Source organism: Kitasatospora sp. NPDC127121 (assembly GCF_042677305.1).
In the GTDB taxonomy this organism is placed as follows: Bacteria; Actinomycetota; Actinomycetes; order Streptomycetales; family Streptomycetaceae; genus Kitasatospora.
Window position 1 is genome coordinate 16,493 of the sequence record NZ_JBHXTQ010000042.1, and the last position, 20,328, is coordinate 36,820.

General features: G+C 74.2%; 19 protein-coding genes. 11 read left to right on the forward strand and 8 right to left on the reverse strand.

Features of this window, described 5'->3' with window-relative positions; all coding sequences use genetic code 11:
• The first annotated feature begins 219 nt into the window (after positions 1-219).
• From groL to ACFVHI_RS21280, 5 genes are all read left to right on the forward strand, one after another.
• A complete protein-coding gene (groL, locus tag ACFVHI_RS21260; protein ID WP_063348228.1) occupies positions 220-1,842 on the forward strand; it encodes a chaperonin GroEL in 1,623 nt (540 codons plus the stop codon).
• A gap of 95 nt (positions 1,843-1,937) precedes the next feature.
• On the forward strand, positions 1,938-2,294 hold the full coding sequence (locus ACFVHI_RS21265) for a hypothetical protein (protein WP_063348227.1): 357 nt from the start codon (positions 1,938-1,940) through the stop codon (positions 2,292-2,294).
• A gap of 110 nt (positions 2,295-2,404) precedes the next feature.
• The gene (locus ACFVHI_RS21270) at positions 2,405-2,788 is read left to right on the forward strand and encodes a PadR family transcriptional regulator (RefSeq protein ID WP_079135692.1); all 384 of its coding nucleotides are present in this window, start codon (positions 2,405-2,407) and stop codon (positions 2,786-2,788) included.
• On the forward strand, positions 2,785-3,777 hold the full coding sequence (locus ACFVHI_RS21275; RefSeq protein ID WP_159398459.1) for a hypothetical protein: 993 nt from the start codon (positions 2,785-2,787) through the stop codon (positions 3,775-3,777). Before ACFVHI_RS21270 ends, ACFVHI_RS21275 begins: the two co-directional genes overlap by 4 nt.
• A 57-nt stretch (positions 3,778-3,834) precedes the next feature.
• The gene (locus tag ACFVHI_RS21280; RefSeq protein WP_380341633.1) at positions 3,835-4,521 is read left to right on the forward strand and encodes a copper homeostasis protein CutC; all 687 of its coding nucleotides are present in this window, start codon (positions 3,835-3,837) and stop codon (positions 4,519-4,521) included.
• Positions 4,522-4,578: 57 nt separating this feature from the next.
• Here ACFVHI_RS21280 and ACFVHI_RS21285 read toward each other — a convergent pair whose 3' ends face one another.
• A complete protein-coding gene (locus tag ACFVHI_RS21285; protein WP_380341636.1) occupies positions 4,579-6,630 on the reverse strand; it encodes a HelD family protein in 2,052 nt (683 codons plus the stop codon).
• A gap of 326 nt (positions 6,631-6,956) precedes the next feature.
• Positions 6,957-8,594 (reverse strand): DNA repair helicase XPB, encoded by a 1,638-nt coding sequence (locus ACFVHI_RS21290; RefSeq protein WP_063348223.1) that lies wholly within the window; start codon positions 8,592-8,594, stop codon positions 6,957-6,959.
• A gap of 213 nt (positions 8,595-8,807) precedes the next feature.
• Here ACFVHI_RS21290 and ACFVHI_RS21295 point away from each other — a divergent pair, with 213 nt between their 5' ends.
• Positions 8,808-9,059 carry a hypothetical protein gene (locus ACFVHI_RS21295; protein ID WP_063348222.1) on the forward strand — a complete coding sequence of 84 codons (252 nt, stop codon included), beginning with the start codon at positions 8,808-8,810 and terminating at the stop codon, positions 9,057-9,059.
• Between the two features lie 20 nt (positions 9,060-9,079).
• Here ACFVHI_RS21295 and ACFVHI_RS21300 read toward each other — a convergent pair whose 3' ends face one another.
• Positions 9,080-11,581, reverse strand: a complete 2,502-nt coding sequence (locus tag ACFVHI_RS21300; protein WP_063348221.1) for a helicase C-terminal domain-containing protein — start codon at positions 11,579-11,581, stop codon at positions 9,080-9,082.
• A gap of 343 nt (positions 11,582-11,924) precedes the next feature.
• Between ACFVHI_RS21300 and ACFVHI_RS21305 the strand changes: the two genes are divergently transcribed.
• Positions 11,925-12,758, forward strand: coding sequence for a hypothetical protein (locus ACFVHI_RS21305; protein ID WP_380341641.1), 834 nt, complete (start codon positions 11,925-11,927; stop codon positions 12,756-12,758).
• Here ACFVHI_RS21305 and ACFVHI_RS21310 read toward each other — a convergent pair.
• Positions 12,655-13,389 (reverse strand): TetR/AcrR family transcriptional regulator, encoded by a 735-nt coding sequence (locus ACFVHI_RS21310; protein ID WP_380341644.1) that lies wholly within the window; start codon positions 13,387-13,389, stop codon positions 12,655-12,657. The two genes, ACFVHI_RS21305 and ACFVHI_RS21310, sit on opposite strands and share 104 nt — an antisense overlap.
• Positions 13,390-13,491: 102 nt before the next feature.
• Here ACFVHI_RS21310 and ACFVHI_RS21315 point away from each other — a divergent pair, with 102 nt between their 5' ends.
• Complete coding sequence (locus tag ACFVHI_RS21315; RefSeq protein WP_380341647.1) at positions 13,492-14,142, forward strand: hypothetical protein; 651 nt, start codon at positions 13,492-13,494, stop codon at positions 14,140-14,142.
• 129 nt (positions 14,143-14,271) lie between these two features.
• Here ACFVHI_RS21315 and ACFVHI_RS21320 read toward each other — a convergent pair whose 3' ends face one another.
• The gene (locus tag ACFVHI_RS21320; protein ID WP_380341650.1) at positions 14,272-14,634 is read right to left on the reverse strand and encodes a nuclear transport factor 2 family protein; all 363 of its coding nucleotides are present in this window, start codon (positions 14,632-14,634) and stop codon (positions 14,272-14,274) included.
• A 70-nt stretch (positions 14,635-14,704) separates the two neighbouring features.
• On the opposite strand from ACFVHI_RS21320, the gene ACFVHI_RS21325 reads away from it, so the two are divergent.
• Positions 14,705-15,583 (forward strand): LysR family transcriptional regulator, encoded by an 879-nt coding sequence (locus tag ACFVHI_RS21325; protein WP_380341653.1) that lies wholly within the window; start codon positions 14,705-14,707, stop codon positions 15,581-15,583.
• A gap of 60 nt (positions 15,584-15,643) precedes the next feature.
• Here the strand turns inward: ACFVHI_RS21325 and ACFVHI_RS21330 are convergent, their stop codons facing one another.
• Positions 15,644-16,258, reverse strand: a complete 615-nt coding sequence (locus ACFVHI_RS21330; protein ID WP_380341656.1) for a TIGR03086 family metal-binding protein — start codon at positions 16,256-16,258, stop codon at positions 15,644-15,646.
• A 235-nt stretch (positions 16,259-16,493) separates the two neighbouring features.
• Here ACFVHI_RS21330 and ACFVHI_RS21335 point away from each other — a divergent pair, with 235 nt between their 5' ends.
• Positions 16,494-17,903 carry an MFS transporter gene (locus tag ACFVHI_RS21335; protein WP_380341659.1) on the forward strand — a complete coding sequence of 470 codons (1,410 nt, stop codon included), beginning with the start codon at positions 16,494-16,496 and terminating at the stop codon, positions 17,901-17,903.
• Between the two features lie 51 nt (positions 17,904-17,954).
• Here the strand turns inward: ACFVHI_RS21335 and ACFVHI_RS21340 are convergent, their stop codons facing one another.
• Positions 17,955-18,398: a MarR family winged helix-turn-helix transcriptional regulator gene (locus tag ACFVHI_RS21340; protein ID WP_380341662.1), complete on the reverse strand. Its 444-nt coding sequence runs from the start codon at positions 18,396-18,398 to the stop codon at positions 17,955-17,957.
• Positions 18,399-18,499: 101 nt separating this feature from the next.
• On the opposite strand from ACFVHI_RS21340, the gene ACFVHI_RS21345 reads away from it, so the two are divergent.
• Positions 18,500-19,333 (forward strand): DUF6597 domain-containing transcriptional factor, encoded by an 834-nt coding sequence (locus tag ACFVHI_RS21345; RefSeq protein WP_380341665.1) that lies wholly within the window; start codon positions 18,500-18,502, stop codon positions 19,331-19,333.
• On the opposite strand, the gene ACFVHI_RS21350 is transcribed toward ACFVHI_RS21345, so the two are convergent.
• Positions 19,296-20,267 carry an ABC transporter substrate-binding protein gene (locus ACFVHI_RS21350; RefSeq protein WP_380341668.1) on the reverse strand — a complete coding sequence of 324 codons (972 nt, stop codon included), beginning with the start codon at positions 20,265-20,267 and terminating at the stop codon, positions 19,296-19,298. The genes ACFVHI_RS21345 and ACFVHI_RS21350 overlap by 38 nt on opposite strands.
• Positions 20,268-20,328 lie beyond the last annotated feature (61 nt).

Below are 20,328 nucleotides of genomic sequence, written 5' to 3' on the forward strand. Positions count from 1 at the left end.
GGAGCGCCCCGGACGGCTCGCGGGATCGCGATTGGGCTTGCACTCGACCACCCGGAGTGCTAATCATTGGCGTTAGCACTCACAGCGTGAGAGTGACAGCGGACCGGGTCGGTGAGGCCCCCGGGAGCGGTAGGGGAAAGGACCCCCGCACACCAGGGCCGTCCGTCGCGGGCACCCCTTGGTCCGAGCAGTCGACCGTGTCCCGGAGGACCACTTCTGATGGCCAAGATCATCGCCTTTGATGAGGAAGCTCGCCGCGGCCTTGAGCGTGGCATGAACCAGCTCGCCGACGCAGTGAAGGTCACGCTCGGCCCCAAGGGTCGCAACGTCGTGCTGGAGAAGAAGTGGGGCGCCCCCACGATCACCAACGACGGTGTCTCCATCGCCAAGGAGATCGAGCTCGAGGACCCCTACGAGAAGATCGGCGCGGAGCTCGTCAAGGAGGTCGCCAAGAAGACCGACGACGTCGCGGGTGACGGCACCACCACCGCCACCGTGCTCGCCCAGGCCCTGGTTCGCGAGGGTCTGCGCAACGTCGCCGCCGGCGCCAACCCGATGGCCCTGAAGCGCGGCATCGAGAAGGCCGTCGCCGCCGTCTCCGACCAGCTGCTGGCCCAGGCCAAGGACGTGGAGACCAAGGAGCAGATCGCCTCCACCGCCTCCATCTCGGCCGCCGACACCCAGATCGGCGAGCTCATCGCCGAGGCCATGGACAAGGTCGGCAAGGAAGGCGTCATCACCGTCGAGGAGAGCAACACCTTCGGTCTGGAGCTTGAGCTCACCGAGGGCATGCGCTTCGACAAGGGCTACATCTCCGCCTACTTCGCGACCGACCTGGAGCGCATGGAGGCGACGTTCGAGGACCCGTACATCCTCATCGCCAACTCCAAGATCGGCTCGGTCAAGGACCTGCTGCCGCTGCTGGAGAAGGTCATGCAGAGCGGCAAGCCGCTCGTCATCATCGCCGAGGACGTCGAGGGCGAGGCCCTGTCGACCCTGGTCGTGAACAAGATCCGCGGCACCTTCAAGTCCGTCGCCGTCAAGGCCCCGGGCTTCGGCGACCGCCGCAAGGCCATGCTCGGCGACATCGCCATCCTCACCGGTGGCACCGTGATCTCCGAGGAGGTCGGCCTCAAGCTGGAGAACGCCGGCATCGACCTGCTGGGCACCGCCCGCAAGGTGGTCATCACCAAGGACGAGACCACCATCGTCGACGGTGGCGGTGACAGCGAGCAGGTCGCCGGCCGCGTGAACCAGATCCGCGCCGAGATCGAGAACAGCGACTCGGACTACGACCGCGAGAAGCTCCAGGAGCGCCTCGCCAAGCTGGCCGGCGGCGTGGCCGTCATCAAGGCCGGCGCGGCCACCGAGGTGGAGCTCAAGGAGCGCAAGCACCGCATCGAGGACGCCGTCCGCAACGCGAAGGCCGCCGTCGAGGAGGGCATCGTCGCCGGTGGTGGCGTCGCGCTGCTGCAGGCCTCGGTCGCCTTCGACAAGCTGGAGCTGGAGGGCGACGAGGCCACCGGTGCCAACATCGTCAAGGTCGCGCTGGAGGCCCCGATCAAGCAGATCGCGACCAACGCCGGCCTGGAGGGTGGCGTCGTGGTGGAGAAGGTGCGCAACCTTCCCGCCGGTCACGGCCTGAACGCGGCCACCAACACCTACGTCGACCTGATCGCCGAGGGCATCATCGACCCGGCCAAGGTGACCCGCTCCGCGCTGCAGAACGCCGCCTCCATCGCGGCGCTGTTCCTCACCACCGAGGCCGTCATCGCCGACAAGCCGGAGAAGGCCGCTGCGGCCGCCGGCGGCGGCATGCCGGGCGGTGACATGGACTTCTGATCCTGATCGCACCGATCGGATCAGTTGGTTCCTGATCGTGTGGGCGGTCCCCTTCGGGGGGCCGCCCACACGGCGTTCTACCGGAGAATGGACAGATGGCTTCCGACGACATCGAGACCGCGCTGCACAACGCGCGGGCGCTGATCCTGGCCGACCTCACCGCGCGGGACGTGGCGGACGCCGCCGTCGTCTCCCTGGTGGAGCAGGCCGTGACGCACCGCCGCTGGTGGCTGGAGCAGTGGCCGGACGGCACCGAGTACGTGCTCGGGCTGGTCGCCCAGGACGTCCAGGACGCGCTGCTGGAGGCGTACGGGCGCTGGCCGCTGTGCACCGCCTGCGCAGCCGACGGGGACCCGCACGCGCTCGGCGTGGAGCCGGAGCTGGGGCCGGAGCCGCACTGGGTGTGCGGCAAGCAGGGTGCGGTGGTCGCGCCGGTGGGGGAGCTCTCCTAGCCAGCTCCTGGCCCGCTCCTGGTCCGCTCCCAGCCGACTCGTGGTCCGCGTGGTGGACCGGGCGGCGGGAGTACTGGACCTATAGGTAGGTTGACGATATATGTAGTCGTATGACTGAACGCTCGATGCAGGAGCCGACGCTGCTGCTGCTCACCGCCCTGGCGGACGCCCCGAGACACGGCTACGCCCTCATCCAGGAGATCGCCGCGATCTCCGAGGGCCGGGTCAAGATGCGCACCGGCACCCTGTACGGCGCCCTCGACCGGCTGCTCCAGCAGGGGCTGATCGAGGTCGCCGCGGAGGAGGTCGTGGACGGGAGGGCGCGGCGCAGCTACGCGCTGACCAGCGTCGGCCGGGAGGCGCTGGCCTCCGAGGCGGAGCGGCTGCGGGCCGTCGCCACCGAGGCGGAGCGCCGTCTCGCGAACGTCCTGTCGGCGCTGCAGGGAAAGCCGGAGCCGGAGGGGAAGTCGATGATGAGGGGGTTCTTCGCATGACCACACCCATGACCACGCCGACGATGGGGGCGCCTTCGACCGCGCTGCGGGCGGCGCTGCAGTTCTACCCGCCGCGCTACCGCCGGGAGCGCGGCGAGGAACTGGCCGCGGTGTTCGCCGACACCACGGCGGAGGCCGGCCGCTCGGCCGTCGCCCGCGAGGCGTTCGACCTGGCCGCGTACGGGCTGCGGGTGCGGCTCGGGCTGACCGGCTCCTCGCTGGCCGGGCGGGTGCTCGCGCTGGCCGCGCCGATGGTCGCCGGGGCGCTGGCCGGTGCGGCCCTGGTGCCGTGGGTGAGCGATGCGGAGCGGGCCGCCCATCGGCTGACCTGGGACGACTCGTACCTCACGTACGCCCTGACCATCGCGCCGCCGGTGATCGCGCTGCTGCTCGCGGTGGCCGTCGTGACGGGGCGCTGGACGGCGGTGCGGGTCATCTCGCTGGTCCAGGCCGTCTCCGCGCTGTTCGTGCTGGCGAAGGCCGTCGTGCTGCCGCCGGAGTTCGACCTCTGGGGGGTGGGGGACAGCAGCGTGGCCACCATGCCGTTCGTGCTGGGGGCGCTGCTGCTGGCCGCGGCGCCGACGGAGTTGCTGCCCAGGGCCTCCTGGCGTTCCGGCGGGCTGGCGCTGGCCTCGGTCCTCGGGGGCGGGCTGCTGGTGGCGCTCCAGCACTGGGGCGACTCGACCTTCCCGCTGGACATGCAGTGGTTCGCGGTGCTGCTGATCGGGCCGCTGCTGCTGACCTTCACCGCGCTGCGCGGCCGGGTGCTGCCGGCGGCCGTCGGGGTCGCGGTGCTGTCGCTGACGATGTTCGCGGGCCTGTTCAACATCTGGCGCGAGGGCCGCGGGTTCTGGCACGTGCTGCCGATGGCGGCGCCGGTGCTGCTGCTCCTGGTGGCGGCCGCGGTGGCGGTGCGCCGGATCGGGACCGGCGACGGGCTCGGCGGACGGTTCGGCGGGGGCTCCGGGAAGGGGCGCAGCCTGGCGTGACCCGGGGGCTGGGGCGAAGTGCTCGCCGGGCCCGGCCGGATGTGGCAACCTACTGATATGTCTAGACCAATTTTCGAAGTCATCGCGCTGACGCCCCAGGACGCCCAGGCTGCCGAGTCGGGCGGCGCCGACCGGCTCGAACTGGTCACCGACATGGCCGCGGACGGGCTCACCCCGCCCGTCGAGGACTTCGCCCGGATCCGGGCCGCCGTCGACATCCCGCTGCGCGTAATGCTCCGGATCCAGGACGGCTTCGCGCCCGGCGGCCTGGACGAACTGGCCGCCCTGGCCGCCGCGTTGCGGGCCGAGGGCGCCGAGGAGTTCGTCTTCGGCTTCCTCCACGCCGACGGTGCCGTCGACCTGGCCGCCACCGCCGCCGTCGCCGAGGCGGTGGCCGGCTGCCGCTGGACCTTCCACCGGGCGATCGACCACAGCGCCGACCGGGCCGCCCTGCGGGCCGCCGTCGGCGCGCTGCCCGGGCTGGACACCTTCCTCACCTCGGGCGCGGCCGCCGGCGTCGACGCCGGGCACGAGGTGCTGCTGGCGGACCTCGCCCGCGCGGGCGAGCCCGGGTACGGGCAGCGGATCCTGATCGGCGGCGGCCTGCGGGCCGAACACCTGAAGGGGCTGCGGGCCGAGGGCTTCGACGGCTTCCACGTCGGCGGCGCGGTGCGGGCCGACGGCTGGCGGACGCCGGTGGACGCGGCCAAGGTCGCCGAGTGGCGGGCCCTGATCGACGCCTGAGCGCGCGCGGCGGGCGGGGGCCGGTCCCGGTGGGGCCGGCCCCCGCTGCCCGGTTCCTCAGTGCAGCTGCGCGGGCAGCGGCTCGCCGTGCAGCACCGTCAGGCCGGAGACGGCACGGGTGAGCGCCACGTACAGCCGCCGCAGGCCGGTCCGCTCGTCCGGCTCGCCCGCGACCACCGCGGCCGGCTCGTCCAGCACCACGTAGTCGTACTCCAGGCCCTTGGCCAGCGAGGCCGGGACGAGCGTCAGCCGGGCCTCGGCGCTGGTCTCGGCGCCGGGGGACAGGTACGGCAGGCCGGCCGCGGTCAGCGCCTCGGCGAGCGCCGGGATCCGGGCGTCGGCGGCGATCAGCCCGGTCGAGCCCTCGTGCTCCAGCGCCTCGCGGCAGGCCGCCAGGACGGCGGGCACGGCCTCCCCGTCCGGGAGGCGGCGGATCGTCAGCGAGCCGGGGGCGTCGCGCACGGAGGTCGCCGGGGCCAGGCCCGGGGCGATCGCCGGGAGCAGCCGGGAGGCGTACGCGATGACCTCCTCCGGTACCCGGAAGCCCTTGGTCAGCTCCTCGACGTGGGCGTCCGGCTTGCCCAGGTGGCGCAGCGCGTCCGGCCAGCTCGCCGTCGCCCACGGGGTGGTGCCCTGGGCGAGGTCGCCGAGGACGGTCGCCGAGCCGGTCGTGCAGCGGCGGCCGACCGCGCGGTACTGCATCGGGGAGAGGTCCTGCGCCTCGTCCAGCACCACGTGCCCGAGCGAGGGGGTGCGCTGCACCAGGTCCGTCGCCTCGTCGACCAGGACGGCGTCGGCCTGCGTCCAGCGGGCCGTCTTCACCGAGCGGCCCGGCTTGGGCCACAGCACCGCCTGCTGCTCCTCCGGGGTCAGCACGCCCTCCGCGCAGGCGGCCAGGAACTCCGGGTCGGAGAGCAGCCGCAGCACCAGCTTCGCCGGATCGACCGCCGGCCAGCACTCCTTGGCCACCGCCTTGACCGCGGCGTTGCGGGCCACCGCGTCCTGCACCCGGTCGTCGGGGGCCTCGCCGGACTGTTCCATCTTCAGCAGCACGGTGTGCGCGATCCGCTGCGGTAGGGCGTCCCTGGCGGCGCCGTAGCGCACCTCGCGGCCCTTCAGCTCCTCGATGATCGAGGCGAGTTCGTGCGCCTGGACGCGCCAGCGGCGGGAGCCGCGGACCACCACGCAGGGCTCGGTGGGCAGCGCGATGCCCGCGCGCACCGCCCGGCGCAGCACCTCGGCCATCCGGGCGTCGCCCTTCAGCCGGGCCGCCTGCGGGTCGTCCTCGCCGCGCACCTCGACGTGCCCGACCAGCTGCTGCACGGTCGCCTGGGCGACGTCCAGCTCGCCCAGGGCCGGGAGCACCTGCTCGATGTAGGAGAGGAAGGCGTTGTTCGGCCCGATCACCAGCGTGCCCGTCCGGGCGAGGCGCTCACGGTGCGCGTACAGCAGGTACGCGACGCGGTGCAGGCCCACGGCCGTCTTCCCGGTGCCGGGGGCGCCCTGGACGCAGATGGTGCCCGTCACGTCGGAGCGGACGATCTCGTCCTGCTCGGGCTGGATGGTGGCGACGATGTCGCGCATCGGGCCGACACGGGGCTTCTCGATCTCGGCGGCGAGCAGGGCGGAGGCGGTGTCCGCCTCCGCCGGGTCGCTCAGGTGCTCGTCCTCGTAGGCGGTGAGCTCGCCGGCGGTGTAGCCGAAGCGGCGGCGGCGCTCGACGTCCAGCGGCTCGGTGCGGGTGGCCCGGTAGAACGGCTGGGAGACCGGCGCGCGCCAGTCGATCACCATCGGGTCGCCGTCGGCGTCGTGGACGTGCCGGCGCCCGATGTAGAAGTTCTCGCCGCCTCCTCCTTCGCTCAGCTCCTCGCTGATCGCGTGCAGGTAGTCCAGGCGGCCGAAGAACAGCGGGGTGTGCGAGAGGTCGGCGAGGGCGGCGATCCGGGCCTCGATCTGGTTCTGGAGGACGGCGGCGGACACCCAGGTGCCGGTCACGTCGCGCAGGTCCAGCGACTGGACGTCCTCGCGCATCGCTCGCAGCGCGGACCGGGACGCGGCCAGGTGGTCGCGTTCGCGCTGGAGGGGGTCGGTGGTGGGGGTGGCGGGCACAGCGAACCTTCCCGGCTGCGCCGGAACCGGGCGCAGCGGATCGATGGAGCTCACGGTGGGTACGGCCGACCGGTTGCCGTGCGGTCGGCGCCTCCCCCGGCTGCCTGCGCGACTTCAGCAGGTACCACGGTTCGGGAGGGGGCAGACGGACGATCCTAGACCCGTGCGGCCCGGGGTTCCAGCCCCGCAGGTCCCGGGCCCGCAGGTCCCGGCCCCCGTACGACCCGGAGGACGCGCACCGCGGCGGCACCGCCCCGGGCACCGCCGCGCGCGTGGTCCTCCTCGGGCGCGACGGTGTCCGGGGCCGGGGTGCCCTGCCGCACGCCCTACAGCACGTCGTCCGCGTCGATGATGCGGTACGCGTAGCCCTGCTCGGCCAGGAAGCGCTGCCGGTGGGCGGCGAAGTCCTGGTCCACGGTGTCCCGGGCGACCACCGAGTAGAAGTGCGCCGAGTGGCCGTCCGCCTTCGGGCGCAGGACGCGGCCCAGGCGCTGGGCCTCCTCCTGGCGGGAGCCGAACGTCCCGGAGACCTGGATGGCCACGGTGGCCTCGGGCAGGTCGATCGAGAAGTTCGCGACCTTGGAGACCACCAGGACGCCGATCTCCTTGTTGCGGAACGCCTCGAACAGCTTCTCGCGCTGGGCGTTGCTGGTCTCGCCCTTGATCACGGGCGCGTCCAGCACCTCGCCGAGCTCGTCCAGCTGGTCGATGTACTGGCCGATGACCAGCGTCTGGTCCTTCTCGTGCTTCTTCACCAGCGCCTCCACCACCCGCCGCTTGGTCGCCGTGGTGGCGCAGAAGCGGTAGCGCTCCTCGGGCTCGGCGGTGGCGTAGGCCAGGCGCTCCGAGTCGGTCAGGGTGACCCGCACCTCGCAGCAGTCGGCGGGCGCGATGTAGCCCTGCGCCTCGATCTCCTTCCACGGCGCGTCGAAGCGCTTGGGCCCGATCAGGCTGAACACGTCGCCCTCGCGGCCGTCCTCGCGCACCAGCGTCGCGGTCAGGCCCAGGCGGCGGCGGGCCTGGAGGTCGGCGGTGAACTTGAACACCGGCGCCGGCAGCAGGTGCACCTCGTCGTAGACCACCAGGCCCCAGTTGCGGGCGTCGAACAGCTCCAGGTGCGCGTAGGCGCCCTTCCGCTTGGTGGTCATCACCTGGTAGGTGGCGATGGTGACCGGGCGGATCTCCTTGCGCGTCCCGCTGTACTCGCCGATCTCCTCCTCGGTGAGCGAGGTGCGCTTGACCAGCTCGTGCTTCCACTGGCGGGCCGAGACGGTGTTGGTGACCAGGATCAGCGTCGTCGACTTGGCGTGCGCCATCGCGGCCGCGCCGACCAGCGTCTTGCCGGCGCCGCAGGGCAGCACCACGACGCCCGAGCCGCCGTGCCAGAAGCCCTCGACGGCCTGTGCCTGGTACGGGCGCAGCCGCCAGCCGTCCTCGTCCAGCTCGATCGGGTGCGCCTCGCCGTCCACGTACCCGGCGAAGTCCTCGGCCGGCCAGCCGAGCTTGAGCAGCACCTGCTTGATCTGGCCGCGCTCGGAGGGGTGCACCACCACCGTGTCCGGGTCGACCCGGGCGCCGACCAGCGGGGCGATCTTCTTGGAGCGCAGCACCTCCTCCAGCACCGGCCGGTCGGTGGTGGCGAGCACCAGCCCGTGCGTCGGGTGCTTGAGCAGCTGGAGCCGCCCGTAGCGGCCCATGGTGTCCGCCACGTCCACCAGCAGTGCGTGCGGCACCGGGTAGCGCGAGTACGTCACCAGGGCGTCGACCACCTGCTCGGCGTCGTGCCCCGCCGCCCGCGCGTTCCACAGCCCGAGCGGCGTCACCCGGTACGTGTGCACGTGCTCGGGGGCGCGCTCCAACTCGGCGAACGGCGCGATGACGCGGCGGCACTCGGCGGCCTTGGGGTGATCGATCTCCAGGAGAAGAGTTTTGTCGCTCTGGACGATGAGCGGTCCGTCGTTCACGCGGGGAAGCCCTCCACTGGCTGACAGGCTGGATTGACGCAGACCCTCCAGTGTCGCGCATTGCGCGGCGAACGTGAGCGGGCCCCTTCCAAACGTGATCGGGCTTCTTCCATTCGTACGGGTGACCGCGCCCGCGACCGCGACCGCGCCGGTACCCGCGCCCCGGGCGACGGCTCCGGGTGACCACGGTGCGCATCGCTCGTTGAGCCGGGCATGAAGAAGTCGAAGCGCGTTCTCACCGCTCTCGCCCTGATGGGCACGGCCTTCGCGGCCACCGCCTCGTCCGTCGGCTCCGCGCACGCCCTCGCGGGGATCGGGGAGGGGCCCGGCGGGCTGCTCGCCGCGCCCGGATTCCTGATCGCCGACCAGGTCGGCGGCGGCTCGCTGCCGGTCGGGCAGGGGGAGATCGGCAGCCTGGCGGACAAGGCCGTCAAGGAGAAGATGAAGGAGTCGCAGGGGCACTGAGCCCGGCCCTGCCGCCGGGGTTACTCGTCGAGTTCCGCGACGCCGGTGATGCGGTGCAGGGCGAAGGTGCGGAGCTCGTCGGCGTGGTGGTCGAAGGCGGTGACGAAGCCGCCTTCGACCTTGACCGGGTCGATGATCCGCTGGCTGGCGATGCCCTCGGCGTTGAGGTAGCCGATCCACATCCGTTCGCCGAGCAGGACGGCGGTCTGCAGGGCCGCGAGGGTCTCGGCGGCGGCGGTGCGGGGCAGCTGGCGCGGGTCGGGGGTGGAGTCACGGCGGTTGACGGTGGCGGCGCGGTCGCCGGCCCGGATGGCCTTGATGGCGGCGGCGAGCAGGGTGTCGTCGGGGGTCGGCGGGCCGTCCGGGACGGGCGCGGGGGCGGTGCGGGGCGGGGTGCGGTGGCTGTCCTGGCGGGTGATCAGCACGTCGCCCTCGGCGGACTCGGCGGCCGGGGCGTAGCCCATCGTGCGCAGGGCGGCGAGCAGGACGTCCGGGGCGGCCTGGGCGGCGAGGACGGTGGGGGCGAGCAGCCGCAGCCGCAGGTCGGCGGAGCGGCGGTCGGCGAGGACCTCGTTCAGCAGGGACGGGTCGTCGCAGCGCAGGTAGGAGGAGGCGGCTCCGACCCGCAGGATGCCGTGCCGGCGGGCGACGTCGTCGATCAGGTAGCCGAGCGGCTGCGGGACGGGCGTCCGGGAGTGCTGCTCCAGGAAGGCCCGCAGGTCGGCGGCGGTGCGTCCGGCGTCGAGGGCGCGGCGCACGGACACCGGGGTGAAGCGGTAGACGGTGGCGCCGCCCTTGGACTCGATGTCGGCGCACAGCGCGAGGGCCTGGGCGAGCGGGGTGAGCAGCGGGCCGGGGGCGATCGCGGTGAGGTCCGGTTGCAGGATCACGTGGTCGAGCGGCTGCGGCAGCAGCGGGGCGAGCACCTCGGCCGGGTCGGATTCGGCGGTGAGCAGGGCGCGGGCGGGGGCGGCGAGGGCGCCGCGGCCGGTGACGCCGAGGAGTTCGGCCTCGGCGAGGGTCCAGGCGGTGAGGTCGTCGCGCAGCTCGTGGCCGTCCGGGCCGGTCGGGCCGCCGCGCAGCGGGCGCTGCCAGCGCAGGGTGGGCAGGAGCTCGGCGGCGGTGGCGGGGGTGCCGGGCGGGAGTTCGGCGAGCAGCGCGAGGGTGGCGCGGCGGACGGACGGGGCGAGGGTGCGGTCGAGTTCGGGCCCGAGGGCGGCGCGCGGCTTGCCCTTGCCGTCCGGGGTGCCGGTGAGGGCGGGGACGCGGGTGGCGGCGAGCCAGGCGGCGGCGAGGACGGACCAGCGTTCGGCGGTGTCCCGCTGGAGCCAGCCGTCGTAGGCCGGGGTCGGGGCCCAGCGTTCGTCGGCCTCGCCGTCGGGGGCCAGCAGCCCGGCGGCGTAGGCGAGTTCGAGCCAGAAGGCGGCCTGCTGCTCGGTGGTCTCCAGGGCCTGCGCGGTGCGCTTGAGGTCGCGGATGCCGAGGCCGCCGGCGCGCAGCGTGGGCGGCGGGGTGAGGCCCCAGGTGTCGAGGAGTTCCTCGACGGTCTTGACGGCGGTGTGGGCCTGGCCGGCCGCCGCGCCGTCCACAGCCTGTGGATCGCGCGGGGCGGCGGCCGGGGCGGGCTCGGGCTGGACCGGCTCGACGGCGCGGTGGGTGCGGCCGCCGCGCAGGTGCAGGGCCAGTTCGCGCGGCAGGACGACGCTGCCCGGCCCGCTGGGCAGCAGCAGCCCGCGGGCGAGCAGCCACTCGACGGGGCTCTGCGCGTCCTCGGCGGTGACCGGGCGGGTGGCGTCCGGGACGGTGCCGGTCGGCGGCCCCCAGACCAGCCGCTCCAGCAGCCGCAGCGCGGCCTCGGGGGCGGTGTCGAGCAGCGCCGCGCAGCGGGCGCGGTCGTTCAGCAGGGCGGCGAGCGCGTCGACGGCGGTGACCGGGTCCGGGGTGGCGGGCTGTCCGGCGGAGGCGAGCAGCTGCTGCAGCCGGGCCGGGGACATGCCGACGGTCGCGTCGGAGAGGGTCGGGCCGAGGCCGGTGCGGCCGGGGTTGGCGGCCGTCGGGGCGAGTGCCTCGCGGACGGCGAGGACCAGCCGCAGGCCGTTGTCCGGGCCCCAGAGCAGGGACCGGTCGCGCAGGGTGGCGATGGCCCGGGGGAGGGCGGCGGCGACGGCGGACCGGTCGGCGGGCGTCAGCGGGGTCGCGCCGGGGTGCGGCTTGACCTTGGCCGGGCCGGTCAGCAGGGTGCGGACGGTGGCCAGGCCGGTGCCGTCCGGGGCGGTGGCCAGGACCTCGGCGACCTGCAGGGTGAAGCGGTCCAGGCGCTCCAGGGCGCGCAGCGCCGAGGCGCGGGAGGAGAGCCGGGCGGACAGCTGGGTGAGGTCGCCGGGGACGGGGTTGAGCAGGTCGGGGCGGGAGCGGAGCAGGGCGGCGAGCGCGTCGTCGGGGCGGGCGCGCAACTCCTCGGCGAGGGTGCGGGGGCCGGCGGCGGACCTGCCCTGGCGTTGAGGGCCCTGCTGTGTGGTCATTCGACCTAGGTTAGTCGGGCGGGCGGACGGCGGGGTGTCCGTGCGGCGGCCCGTGGTGGACCGGTCCTCAGGACTCGCGTGGGCGGGGGCGGGGTGGGTAGCGTCACGGCCGAGGGTGGTTCGGTGGGCCGGGGTTCGGGCGCGAGGCGGGGTGTCGGTGATGACGGACGGCGAGTGGTGGCGCAGGAGCGGGCCGTGGAGCGGCCGTTCGGGGGGCGGGGCGGGGGCCTCCGGCGGGTCTGCCGGGGCCGGTGCTACCGGTGACAAGGGCGGTTCGGGCGGTCCGGGTGCGTCGGGTGGGTCCGGGGCCTCCGGTCCGTCCGGCGCCTCCGACGGGGACAGCGTGTACGACACGGCGGCGCCGGGCGGCGGGACTCCGTCGGTGCCGCTGGATCCGCCCCGGACGCCGCGCGCCCCGGGGGCCGGGGCGCCGCCCGTACAGCTGGACAAGTCGCGTTTCGACGGGCCCGAGGACGATTCGGACTCCATCCCGCCGCCCCAGGTGTACAGCTCCGGCGCGAACGGCTGGGATCTGGTGCTGCTCAACTTCTCGGACTCGCCGCAGGCTCCGCCGAAGCCGATCCCCGAGCAGCGCGCCGGGGGCGGGGCGGGTGCGGCGGGCGCGCAGGCTGCCGATCCGGCGGGGGCTGCGGCGGGGGCGGCTGCGGCGGCTTCGGGGAAGGGGAAGAAGCTGCGCAAGGCCAAGGGGAGGGCGGCCGCCGCGGGGAAGGCGAAGGCGCAGCCGGCCGCCCCCGCCGGCCAGGCCGGTGCCGGTGCGGACGCAAGTGCGGGCGCGGGCGCGAGCGCGGGTGTCGGGGCCCGGCGGCCGTCCCTGCTGGTCCTGCTCTCCTGCGGGCTGCTGATCGGCGGCGCCGCCATGAGCTTCTTCCCGGCCATGCTGGTGGGCTGGGCCCTCGGCTACCTGTCCCGCCAACTCTCCGATCTGACACGCAAGTTCGTCATCCTCGGGATCCCGCTGATCACGATGAGCGCGGCCACCCTGCACGCCATGCAGGCCAAGCCGGGCGCCCAGGGCGGCGCGGGCGTGCAGGCCGGTGCGCAGTTCAGCCAGATCAGCTGGTCGGCGGCCCCGGGCGTGCTGCGCCTGTCGGCGGTGCTGTCGGCGGTGGTGCTGCTGCTGTTGAGCCTGCGCCGTCGCCCGCCGCAGCAGGGCTGAGGCCCGGGACGAGGGCGGCGAAGCCGGTGCAGAGCAGCCGGATGCTCTGGGTGAACTTCTCGTCCTGGCTGATCCGGGGGATCAACTCGCCCATGATCAGCGGGAACTGCGCGCACAGGTCGGCGTAGAGCTCGGCGCTGACGGGTGGCGGGGCCGGTGGCTGGTTCTGTTCCTGGAGGACGAAGCCGGTGACGTGGCTGAGCAGGATGTCGGCGGCGATGCCGCAGTGGACGGTGGGCAGGCCGGCGTCGAGGAGGGTGCGCAGCAGGCGTTCCATCAGGGAGAGGCCGCCGGAGCTGAGGACGCCGGGGCTCTCGGCGAGGAGCAGTGCGCCGCCGGGGTGTTGCTGGATGCTGCGGCGCAGGGTGGTGGCCTGGGCTTCGACCCGGTCCCGCCAGGTGGCGTCGGGGCCGAGGGCGGCGAGGGCTCCGGTGCCGGTGTCGTAGGCCTGCCGGCAGACGCGGTCGGCCATCAGGGTGAGCAACTCGTCCTTGCCGCGCACGTGGTAGTAGAGGCTGCCGGCGTGGGCGTCGAGGCGGTCGGCGACCTGGCGCATGGACAGGTTGTGGTAGCCGACCTCCGCGAAGACGGCCATGCCCGCATCGACGATGCGCTCCTTGGTGAGCTTCATGGCTCCACCGTACAACGTTTTCCAACACCGTTCGAAAGCTGTGCTAGCTTTGCCCTGCCCGGTTTTCGAACGGTGTTGGAATGCAATGGGGGAGGGGCAGTCATGGGGGCGATCCTGTTCAACGTGACCACGGCCGCGCTGATGGTCATGATGGTCAACTGCGGGCTCGGCGCGGTCGGCCGGGACACGCTGCGGGGGCGGCCGATCCCGTGGGCGGCGGTCGCCCTGACCACGCTCGCCGTCGGCGGCGTGCTGCTCCAGCTGCTCTGGTCCGGCGCCATGGACGCGCTCGACGCCGACCCCGCCAAGTCCGGCTGGTGGCGCGAGTTCACCTCGGTCTTCCTGCAGAACGGCGGCCTCGGCGGCGGCCTGTGGAACCTCGCCACCCTCGCCGCCGTCGCCGCGCTCGCCCAGTGGTACTGGGGCGGCCCGCTCACCCTCGCCTTCTTCCTCGCGGGCGTCCTGCTGCCCGGCCGGATCGACGACCTGCTCGGCTTCGGCGACGGCCCCAGCATCGACCCCCGCAACTTCGCCGGCAGCTCCGGCGCCACCTACTTCCTCGGCGCCACCCTGGCCCTCGCCTCCCTCACCCGCACCCGCCTGCCCAAGGAGCGCGCCCTGGCCGTCGGCGTCCCGGTGCTGGGCCTCGCCATGTGGCTCGCCCAGGACAACGGGCACGGCCTGGTGGCGGTCTACGGCTTCGCCCTCGGCGCGGCGGCCTGGGCGGTCCGCGGCCGGCTGGCGCGACGGTAGTCGGGGCCGCCGCGATCCGACCCGCCGGGCTGGGCGATCCGGCCCGGCGGGTCGGACCGCTTGGCCCCGCTTGGTCCGGCGGCGGATCGCCCAGCCCCTCAGCCCGGCGGCGCGGTGCGCCCCAGCCGCTCAGCGGGCGAAGCCCGCCAGCAGCTCCCGCGGGTCGAAGGTCACCCGGATCCGGGTGATCCGCCCGTTCTCCACGTGGCTCCAGTTCGCCGTCGGCGCCGGCGGTGCGACGCTCGTGTGCAGGTCGAACCAGGTGATCACGTCGTCCCCCTCGACCACCCGGGCGTGCACCTCGATCTTCTCCAAGACCTGCCCGAGCCCCTTCAACCCGGCCAAGGCGTTCTCCACCCCCGACACCGTGGCCAGCGGCCCCACGAAGTCGACGTCCTCCGCCAGCAGCCCCCGCAGCGTCTCGAAGTCGCCCGCCTGCCAGGCCGCGAAGTAGGTCTCGGAAATCTCACGCGCAGTCTTCGTCGTCGTCATGCCTCCATCCTCCCGAGCACTCCGCCATCCGTCCAACAGATGGATCAGATCCCAGCTATCATCATTGGTTATGGAGATGCACCAGCTGCGCTACTTCGCGGCCGTCGTCGACGAGGGCTCCTTCACCGCCGCCGCGACCCGCCTGCACGTCAGCCAGTCCGGCATCAGCACCCAGGTCGGCAAGCTGGAACGCGAGTTGGGACAGCTGCTCCTCGACCGTTCCGGCCGCCGGGTCCGCCTCACCCCCGCCGGCGAGGCCGTCCTGCCGCTGGCCAAGGACGCCCTCGCCACGCTCGAAGCCATCCAGCACACCGCCGCCGAGTTCGCCGACGCCGTCCGCGGCCGCGTCCGGCTCGGGATGATCATGGGGTGTGCGATCCCGCCGTTCCTCGACGTCGTCGCCGATCTCGGCCGCACCCACCCCGGCATCGAACTGAGCCTGCACGAGGGCCACTCCGAGCTGCTCCAGGCGCAGGTCCTCTCCGGCGCCCTCGACCTGGCGCTGATCGGTTTCGCCAAGGAGGCCGACCCCGGCCTGGACGTCACCGTCGTCGTCGACGAGCCGATCGCCGCCATCGTCCCCGCCGGCCACCGCCTGGACCGCCCCTCCCTCCGGCTCGCCGACCTCGCGTCCGAGAAGATCCTCTGCCTCTCCCCGGGCACCGGCATCCGCGCCGCCTACGAGCACTCCTGCCTGCAACTCGGCCTCGATCCGCGGGTGGACATCGACGCCAGCTCCCCGGCCACGCTGTTCCGGCTCGCCCAGCGCGGGGCCGGCGTCGCCGTCCTCAGCCCCTCCTCCGCCGCCGGCGAGGGCCTCCGGACCGTCCCCGTCGCCGATGCGCCGGTCCGGGCCCGCCTCGGCCTGGTCGCCCGACCCGGCCAGCACTCGCCGGCCGTGCGCCTGCTGCACGCCCGGCTCCGCGCGTCCCTGCGGGCGACGGGCTGAGGGCCTGACCGGCTGACCGGCTAACCGGCTGAGCGCTCAGCCGCTCAGCCGCTCAGCCGCTCAGGCGTTCCAGCGCGGATCGCGCCCGGAGGCGGCCAGCGCGCGGTCCAGCGCCGGGGCGCCGTCCGGCACCGCCACCGGGGCGGCGAACCCGCCGTACTGGCGGTACAGCTCGGCGTTCTCCCCGACGACCTCCAGCACCAGCTGCGCGAGCTCCTCGTCGATCCCGATCGGACCGCCGGTCGCCCGGGCGACGTCCCAGCCGTGCAGGACGAGCTCCGCGATCAGCATCCGGGCGACGCCCTCCGCCGGTGCCGGGGAGCCGCCGAGGTCGACGTCCCCCGCCCAGGCGGCCGGGTCGGCCCAGGCCTCGACGGCGCGGTCCAGCTGGGCCGCGTAGGCGGCGGGCCAGCCGGGGTCGGCGGTGAAGTCGTGGTCGACCAGCGCCTTGGGCAGTTCGGTGCGGCGGGCCCGGTGCTCCAGGCCGTGCGAGGTGTAGAGCACCCAGTGGTTGACGAGCGCGCGGGTGTCGAAGTCCGTGCAGGGCGTCGGGCCGTCCAGCGGGTGGCCCGCCGGGACGCCGTCGGCGACGCGTGCGGCGGCCGCGGCGGCGCGGGCCAGCAGGGGGTGCAGGGGGTGCGGCGGGTGGGTGTCCGGGGTGGGGTGATCGTTCATGCCCCGATCCTGCGCCGGTCGGGGCTGCCGGGTCTTGAAGAAACGCGACGGTCGGCGCCCTGGCCAGGAGCGTCGGGCCGGGGCTCGCGGCGGCCCGCCCCGACTGCGGCGAACGGTTCAAAATAGGCAGGCAGACTGCTAATATTCAGCAGGTAGCCTGCCTATCTCCGCCGGGATCTCCCCAGCAGGCCCCGCCCTGTCGCAGAGGTCCCGGAGGAAGCGGAAGGAACCCGGCATGCCTCTCCCCGGCGACACCCGCACCCCGCGGCAGACGACCCCGGCGCCCGCCGGAAACCCCTTCGGCCCGCGCTTCGTGGCCCCGCTGTACCTGGGGGCCTCGCTCAACCCGGTCAACAGCTCGATCATCGCGACCGCGCTGGTAGCCATCGCGGCCGCCCTGCACCTCCCCGTCGGGGACACCGCGGTCCTGATCTCCTGCCTGTACCTCACCAGCGCGCTGGCCCAGCCCGCCGCCGGGCGGCTCGCCGAGGAGTTCGGGCCCCGGCGGATCTTCATCGCCGGGATCGTGCTCGTCTTCGCGGCCGGAATCGTCGGCACGCTGGCCCACTCGATGGCCGCCCTGATCACGGCCCGGGTGCTGATCGGCGCGGGCACCTCGGCCGGCTACCCGGCCGCGATGCTGCTGATCCGCCGCCGCGCCGAACAGGCCGGTTACCAGGCCCCGCCGCGCGGGGTGCTCGGCGGTCTGGCGATCACCGGCGCCGCCACCGTCGCCGTAGGCCCTGCCCTCGGTGGGCTGCTGGTGGGCTGGTTCGGCTGGCAGACCGCCTTCTGGATCAACATTCCGGTCGCCGCCGTCGCCCTGGTCCTGGCGGTGGTCGGGATCGCGCCGGACCCCGACCCGGTGCGCCCCGGTTCACCCCGCGCCCTCGCCTCCCGCCTCGACCTGCCCGGCATGCTGGGCTTCGGTGGTTCGCTGACCGCCCTGATGGTCTTCCTCGCCGCCCTGCCGCGCCCGGACTGGCCCGCGCTCGCCGCCGCCCTCGTCCTCGCCACCGCGCTGGTCGGCTGGGAACTGCGCGCCGCCCACCCGTTCCTCGACGTCCGGCTGCTCGCCTCCAACGGGGCCCTGACCCGCGCCTACGTGCGCAACGGCCTGACGCTGATGGGGACGTACGTGATCCTCTACGGGCTCACCCAGTGGCTGGAGGCGGCCCGCGGGCTGTCCGCCTACCAGGCCGGCCTGGCGCTGATGCCGATGGGCGTCCTGAGCGCCGTGGCCGCCCGGGTGGTGGCACGACGGACGGGCGTGCGGCTGCCGTTGATCGTCTGCTCGGTGCTGCTGCTGTTCGGCGCCGTGGCCGTGCTGTTCGTGGGCGGCGGCACCCCGATGGCGGCGGTCGTCGCCGTCAGCGCGGTGTTCGGACTGACCTCCGGCGCCGGGACGGTCGCCAACCAGACCGTCCTCTACCAGGAGGCCCCCGCCGCCACGGTCGGCACCGCCTCCGGGCTGCTGCGCACCTTCGGCTACCTCGGCTCCATCGCCTCGGCGGCGATCACCGGCACCGCCTTCCACGACCGGGTGGACGACGGCGGCCTGCACTCCATCGCCTGGGTGCTGGTCGCGATCTCCGCACTCCTCCTCGCCCTGACCGTCTGCGACCGCCGACTCGCCGAGTCCTAGGTCCTGTCCGACCGGACAGGACCTAGCCACCGCAGGCGAACCGGACAGGGGCTAGCTGTCCGCCAGGCGGTTCATGATCTCGGCGGCCCGGTCGAGCGTCTTGCGCTCGCCGGCCCGGAGGGTGGAGCCGATCACCTCGGCCAGCCACGTCTCTCGGGCCGCCGGGATCCGTTCGCACAGGTCGGCTCCGGCCGGGGTCGCGCTGAAGAGGGACTTGCGCCCGTCGTTCGGGTCCTTGGCGGCGCTGACCAGGCCGCCGGCCCGCAGCGCGGCCACGGTCTCCGCCATGGACTGGCGGCGCACGTGCTCGGCCTGGGCGAGTTCGGTCACGGTCGCCGGGCCCTGCTGCACGACGCGGTGCAGGGTGGTCAGGTGCGACCAGTTCCACGGCAGGTCGTCGATCGGGGCCTCGGTGCGCAGCCGTGCCCGCAGCCGCGTCATCGCGCGCATCAGCTCGACGGCGGTGTCCTCGGGCGGGGCCGGTTCGCTACTCACCGCGCCAGCTTATGGCAGGGTGCAGCCACCCCGACCGGCGCCGGAACCCGGGCGTCGCGGGCCCGGAGAGTCCATACCGGACAAGGCCTAGCCTGGTGGGTATGGACTCTCCCGACCTCGGACGCGGCGTGCTCCACCCCGCCCGTGCGGCGGAGGCGATCAGGGTGGAGCGGCGCGCGCCCGCCCCCGCCGTGGCGCGCTTCGTCGAGTTCTACTGGCTGGTCCGCTGGGACCGGCGCGGCCGGCCCCCGTACGAGCAGAAGGTGCTCGCCCACCCGAACGTGCACCTGGTCTTCGAGGCCCCGAGGGCCCGCGTCTACGGGGTCGACCGGTCGCTCTTCGTCCGCCGCCTGGAGGGCGCCGGGCACGTGCTGGGAGTGAAGTTCCGGCCGGGCGCGTTCCGTTCGTTCGCCGGGCACCCGGTGGCCGGGCTCGCGGACCGGTCGGTGCCCGCGGCCGCCTACTTCGGCCCCGAGGCGGACCGGCTCAACGAGGACGTGCTCGGTGAACGGCTGCGGGACCAGGCCGCCCTCGCGGACGCCTTCCTGCTGCCCCGGCTGCCCGCGCCCGACCCGGTCGCGCAGGAGGTCGCCGCCATGGTGGAGCGGATCACCGGCACACCCGACCTGTGCCGGGTCGACGACCTGGCGCGGGAGCTGGGCCTCACCGTCCGCCGGCTCCAGCGGCTGTTCGCCGAGTACGTCGGCGCCTCCCCGAAGTGGGTGCTGCGCCGCGCCCGCCTCCACGAGGCCGCCGAACGCGCCGACGCGGGCGGCGCGTTGGACCTGGCGGCGCTCGCGGCCGAACTCGGGTACGCGGATCAGGCCCATCTCACCCGCGACTTCACGGCCGCCGTCGGCACCTCCCCGGCCCGCTACGCCGACGCCGCGCGGCGGGTCACGCCTCCAGGAAGCGCTGCAGCTCGGCCAGCATGAAGTTGGCGCCGGTGTACCCGATCCCCTGGAACCACAGCTGGTCGTCCACCGGGAACGCCCGGTGCGCCTTGACCGCCCCCAGCGCCTGCCAGCCCGGGCTCTCCAGCGCGGCGTCGGTGCCGGCCAGGGCCGGGTCGCCGGAGGTGGCGTACAGCAGCAGGTCGCCGTCCGCCTTCGCGATCTGGTCCAGCGGGATCTCGACGTCGGACTGGTCGACGTTCTGTGCGTCCGGCCGCCCCACCTGGGCGTCCGACAGCACGATCCCGGGGAAGCTCTGCTTCCCGAACAGCCGGATCCCGCCGCCCTCCACGAACCGCACCAGGCTCACCTTCCGGCCGGACGCCTTCGCCGCCGACAGGGCCTGCACCACCTGGTTGGCGTGCCGCTGGTACGAGGAGACGAAGGCCGCCGCCGCGGCCTCCCGGCTCAGCGCCTGGGCGTGCACCTGGAAGTCGGCCTTCCACGGCGCGCCGGTGGTCTGGGTGAGTACGGTCGGCGCGATCTCCCGCAGTTGGTCGTAGCGGTCGCCGTCGCGCGCCTGGTTGGAGAGGATCAGGTCCGGCCGCAGGGCCCGGATCGCGACCAGGTCCGGGGCGCCGGCCAGGCCGACCCGGTGGATCCCGGCGACCCGGGAGGCCGGCCAGTAGCTCGGGAACCGGATGTCGGCGGCCGGCAGCGCGGCGCCGACCGGGGTGATGCCGAGGGTCAGCGCCGAGTCCAGCACGTCCGTGTCGAGGACGACCACTCGCAGCGGCTCGCCCGGCACCAGCACCGGCCCGGTGGCCGTGTCCACCGTGACCGGCGGTACCGGGGTGGGCGAGGCGGCCGCGCCCAGGCCGTCGGCGGTCGGCGGCGCCGGCCGCCGGGTGGTGCAGGCCGCGAGCGCGGCCCCGCCGAGACCGGCGAGGAACGAACGGCGGGCGATCCGGTGCATCGGCGGTCCTCAGGCGGTGAGGCTTCGGGGGCGCGCCGATTATGTCCGGTTTGGTGTGGAA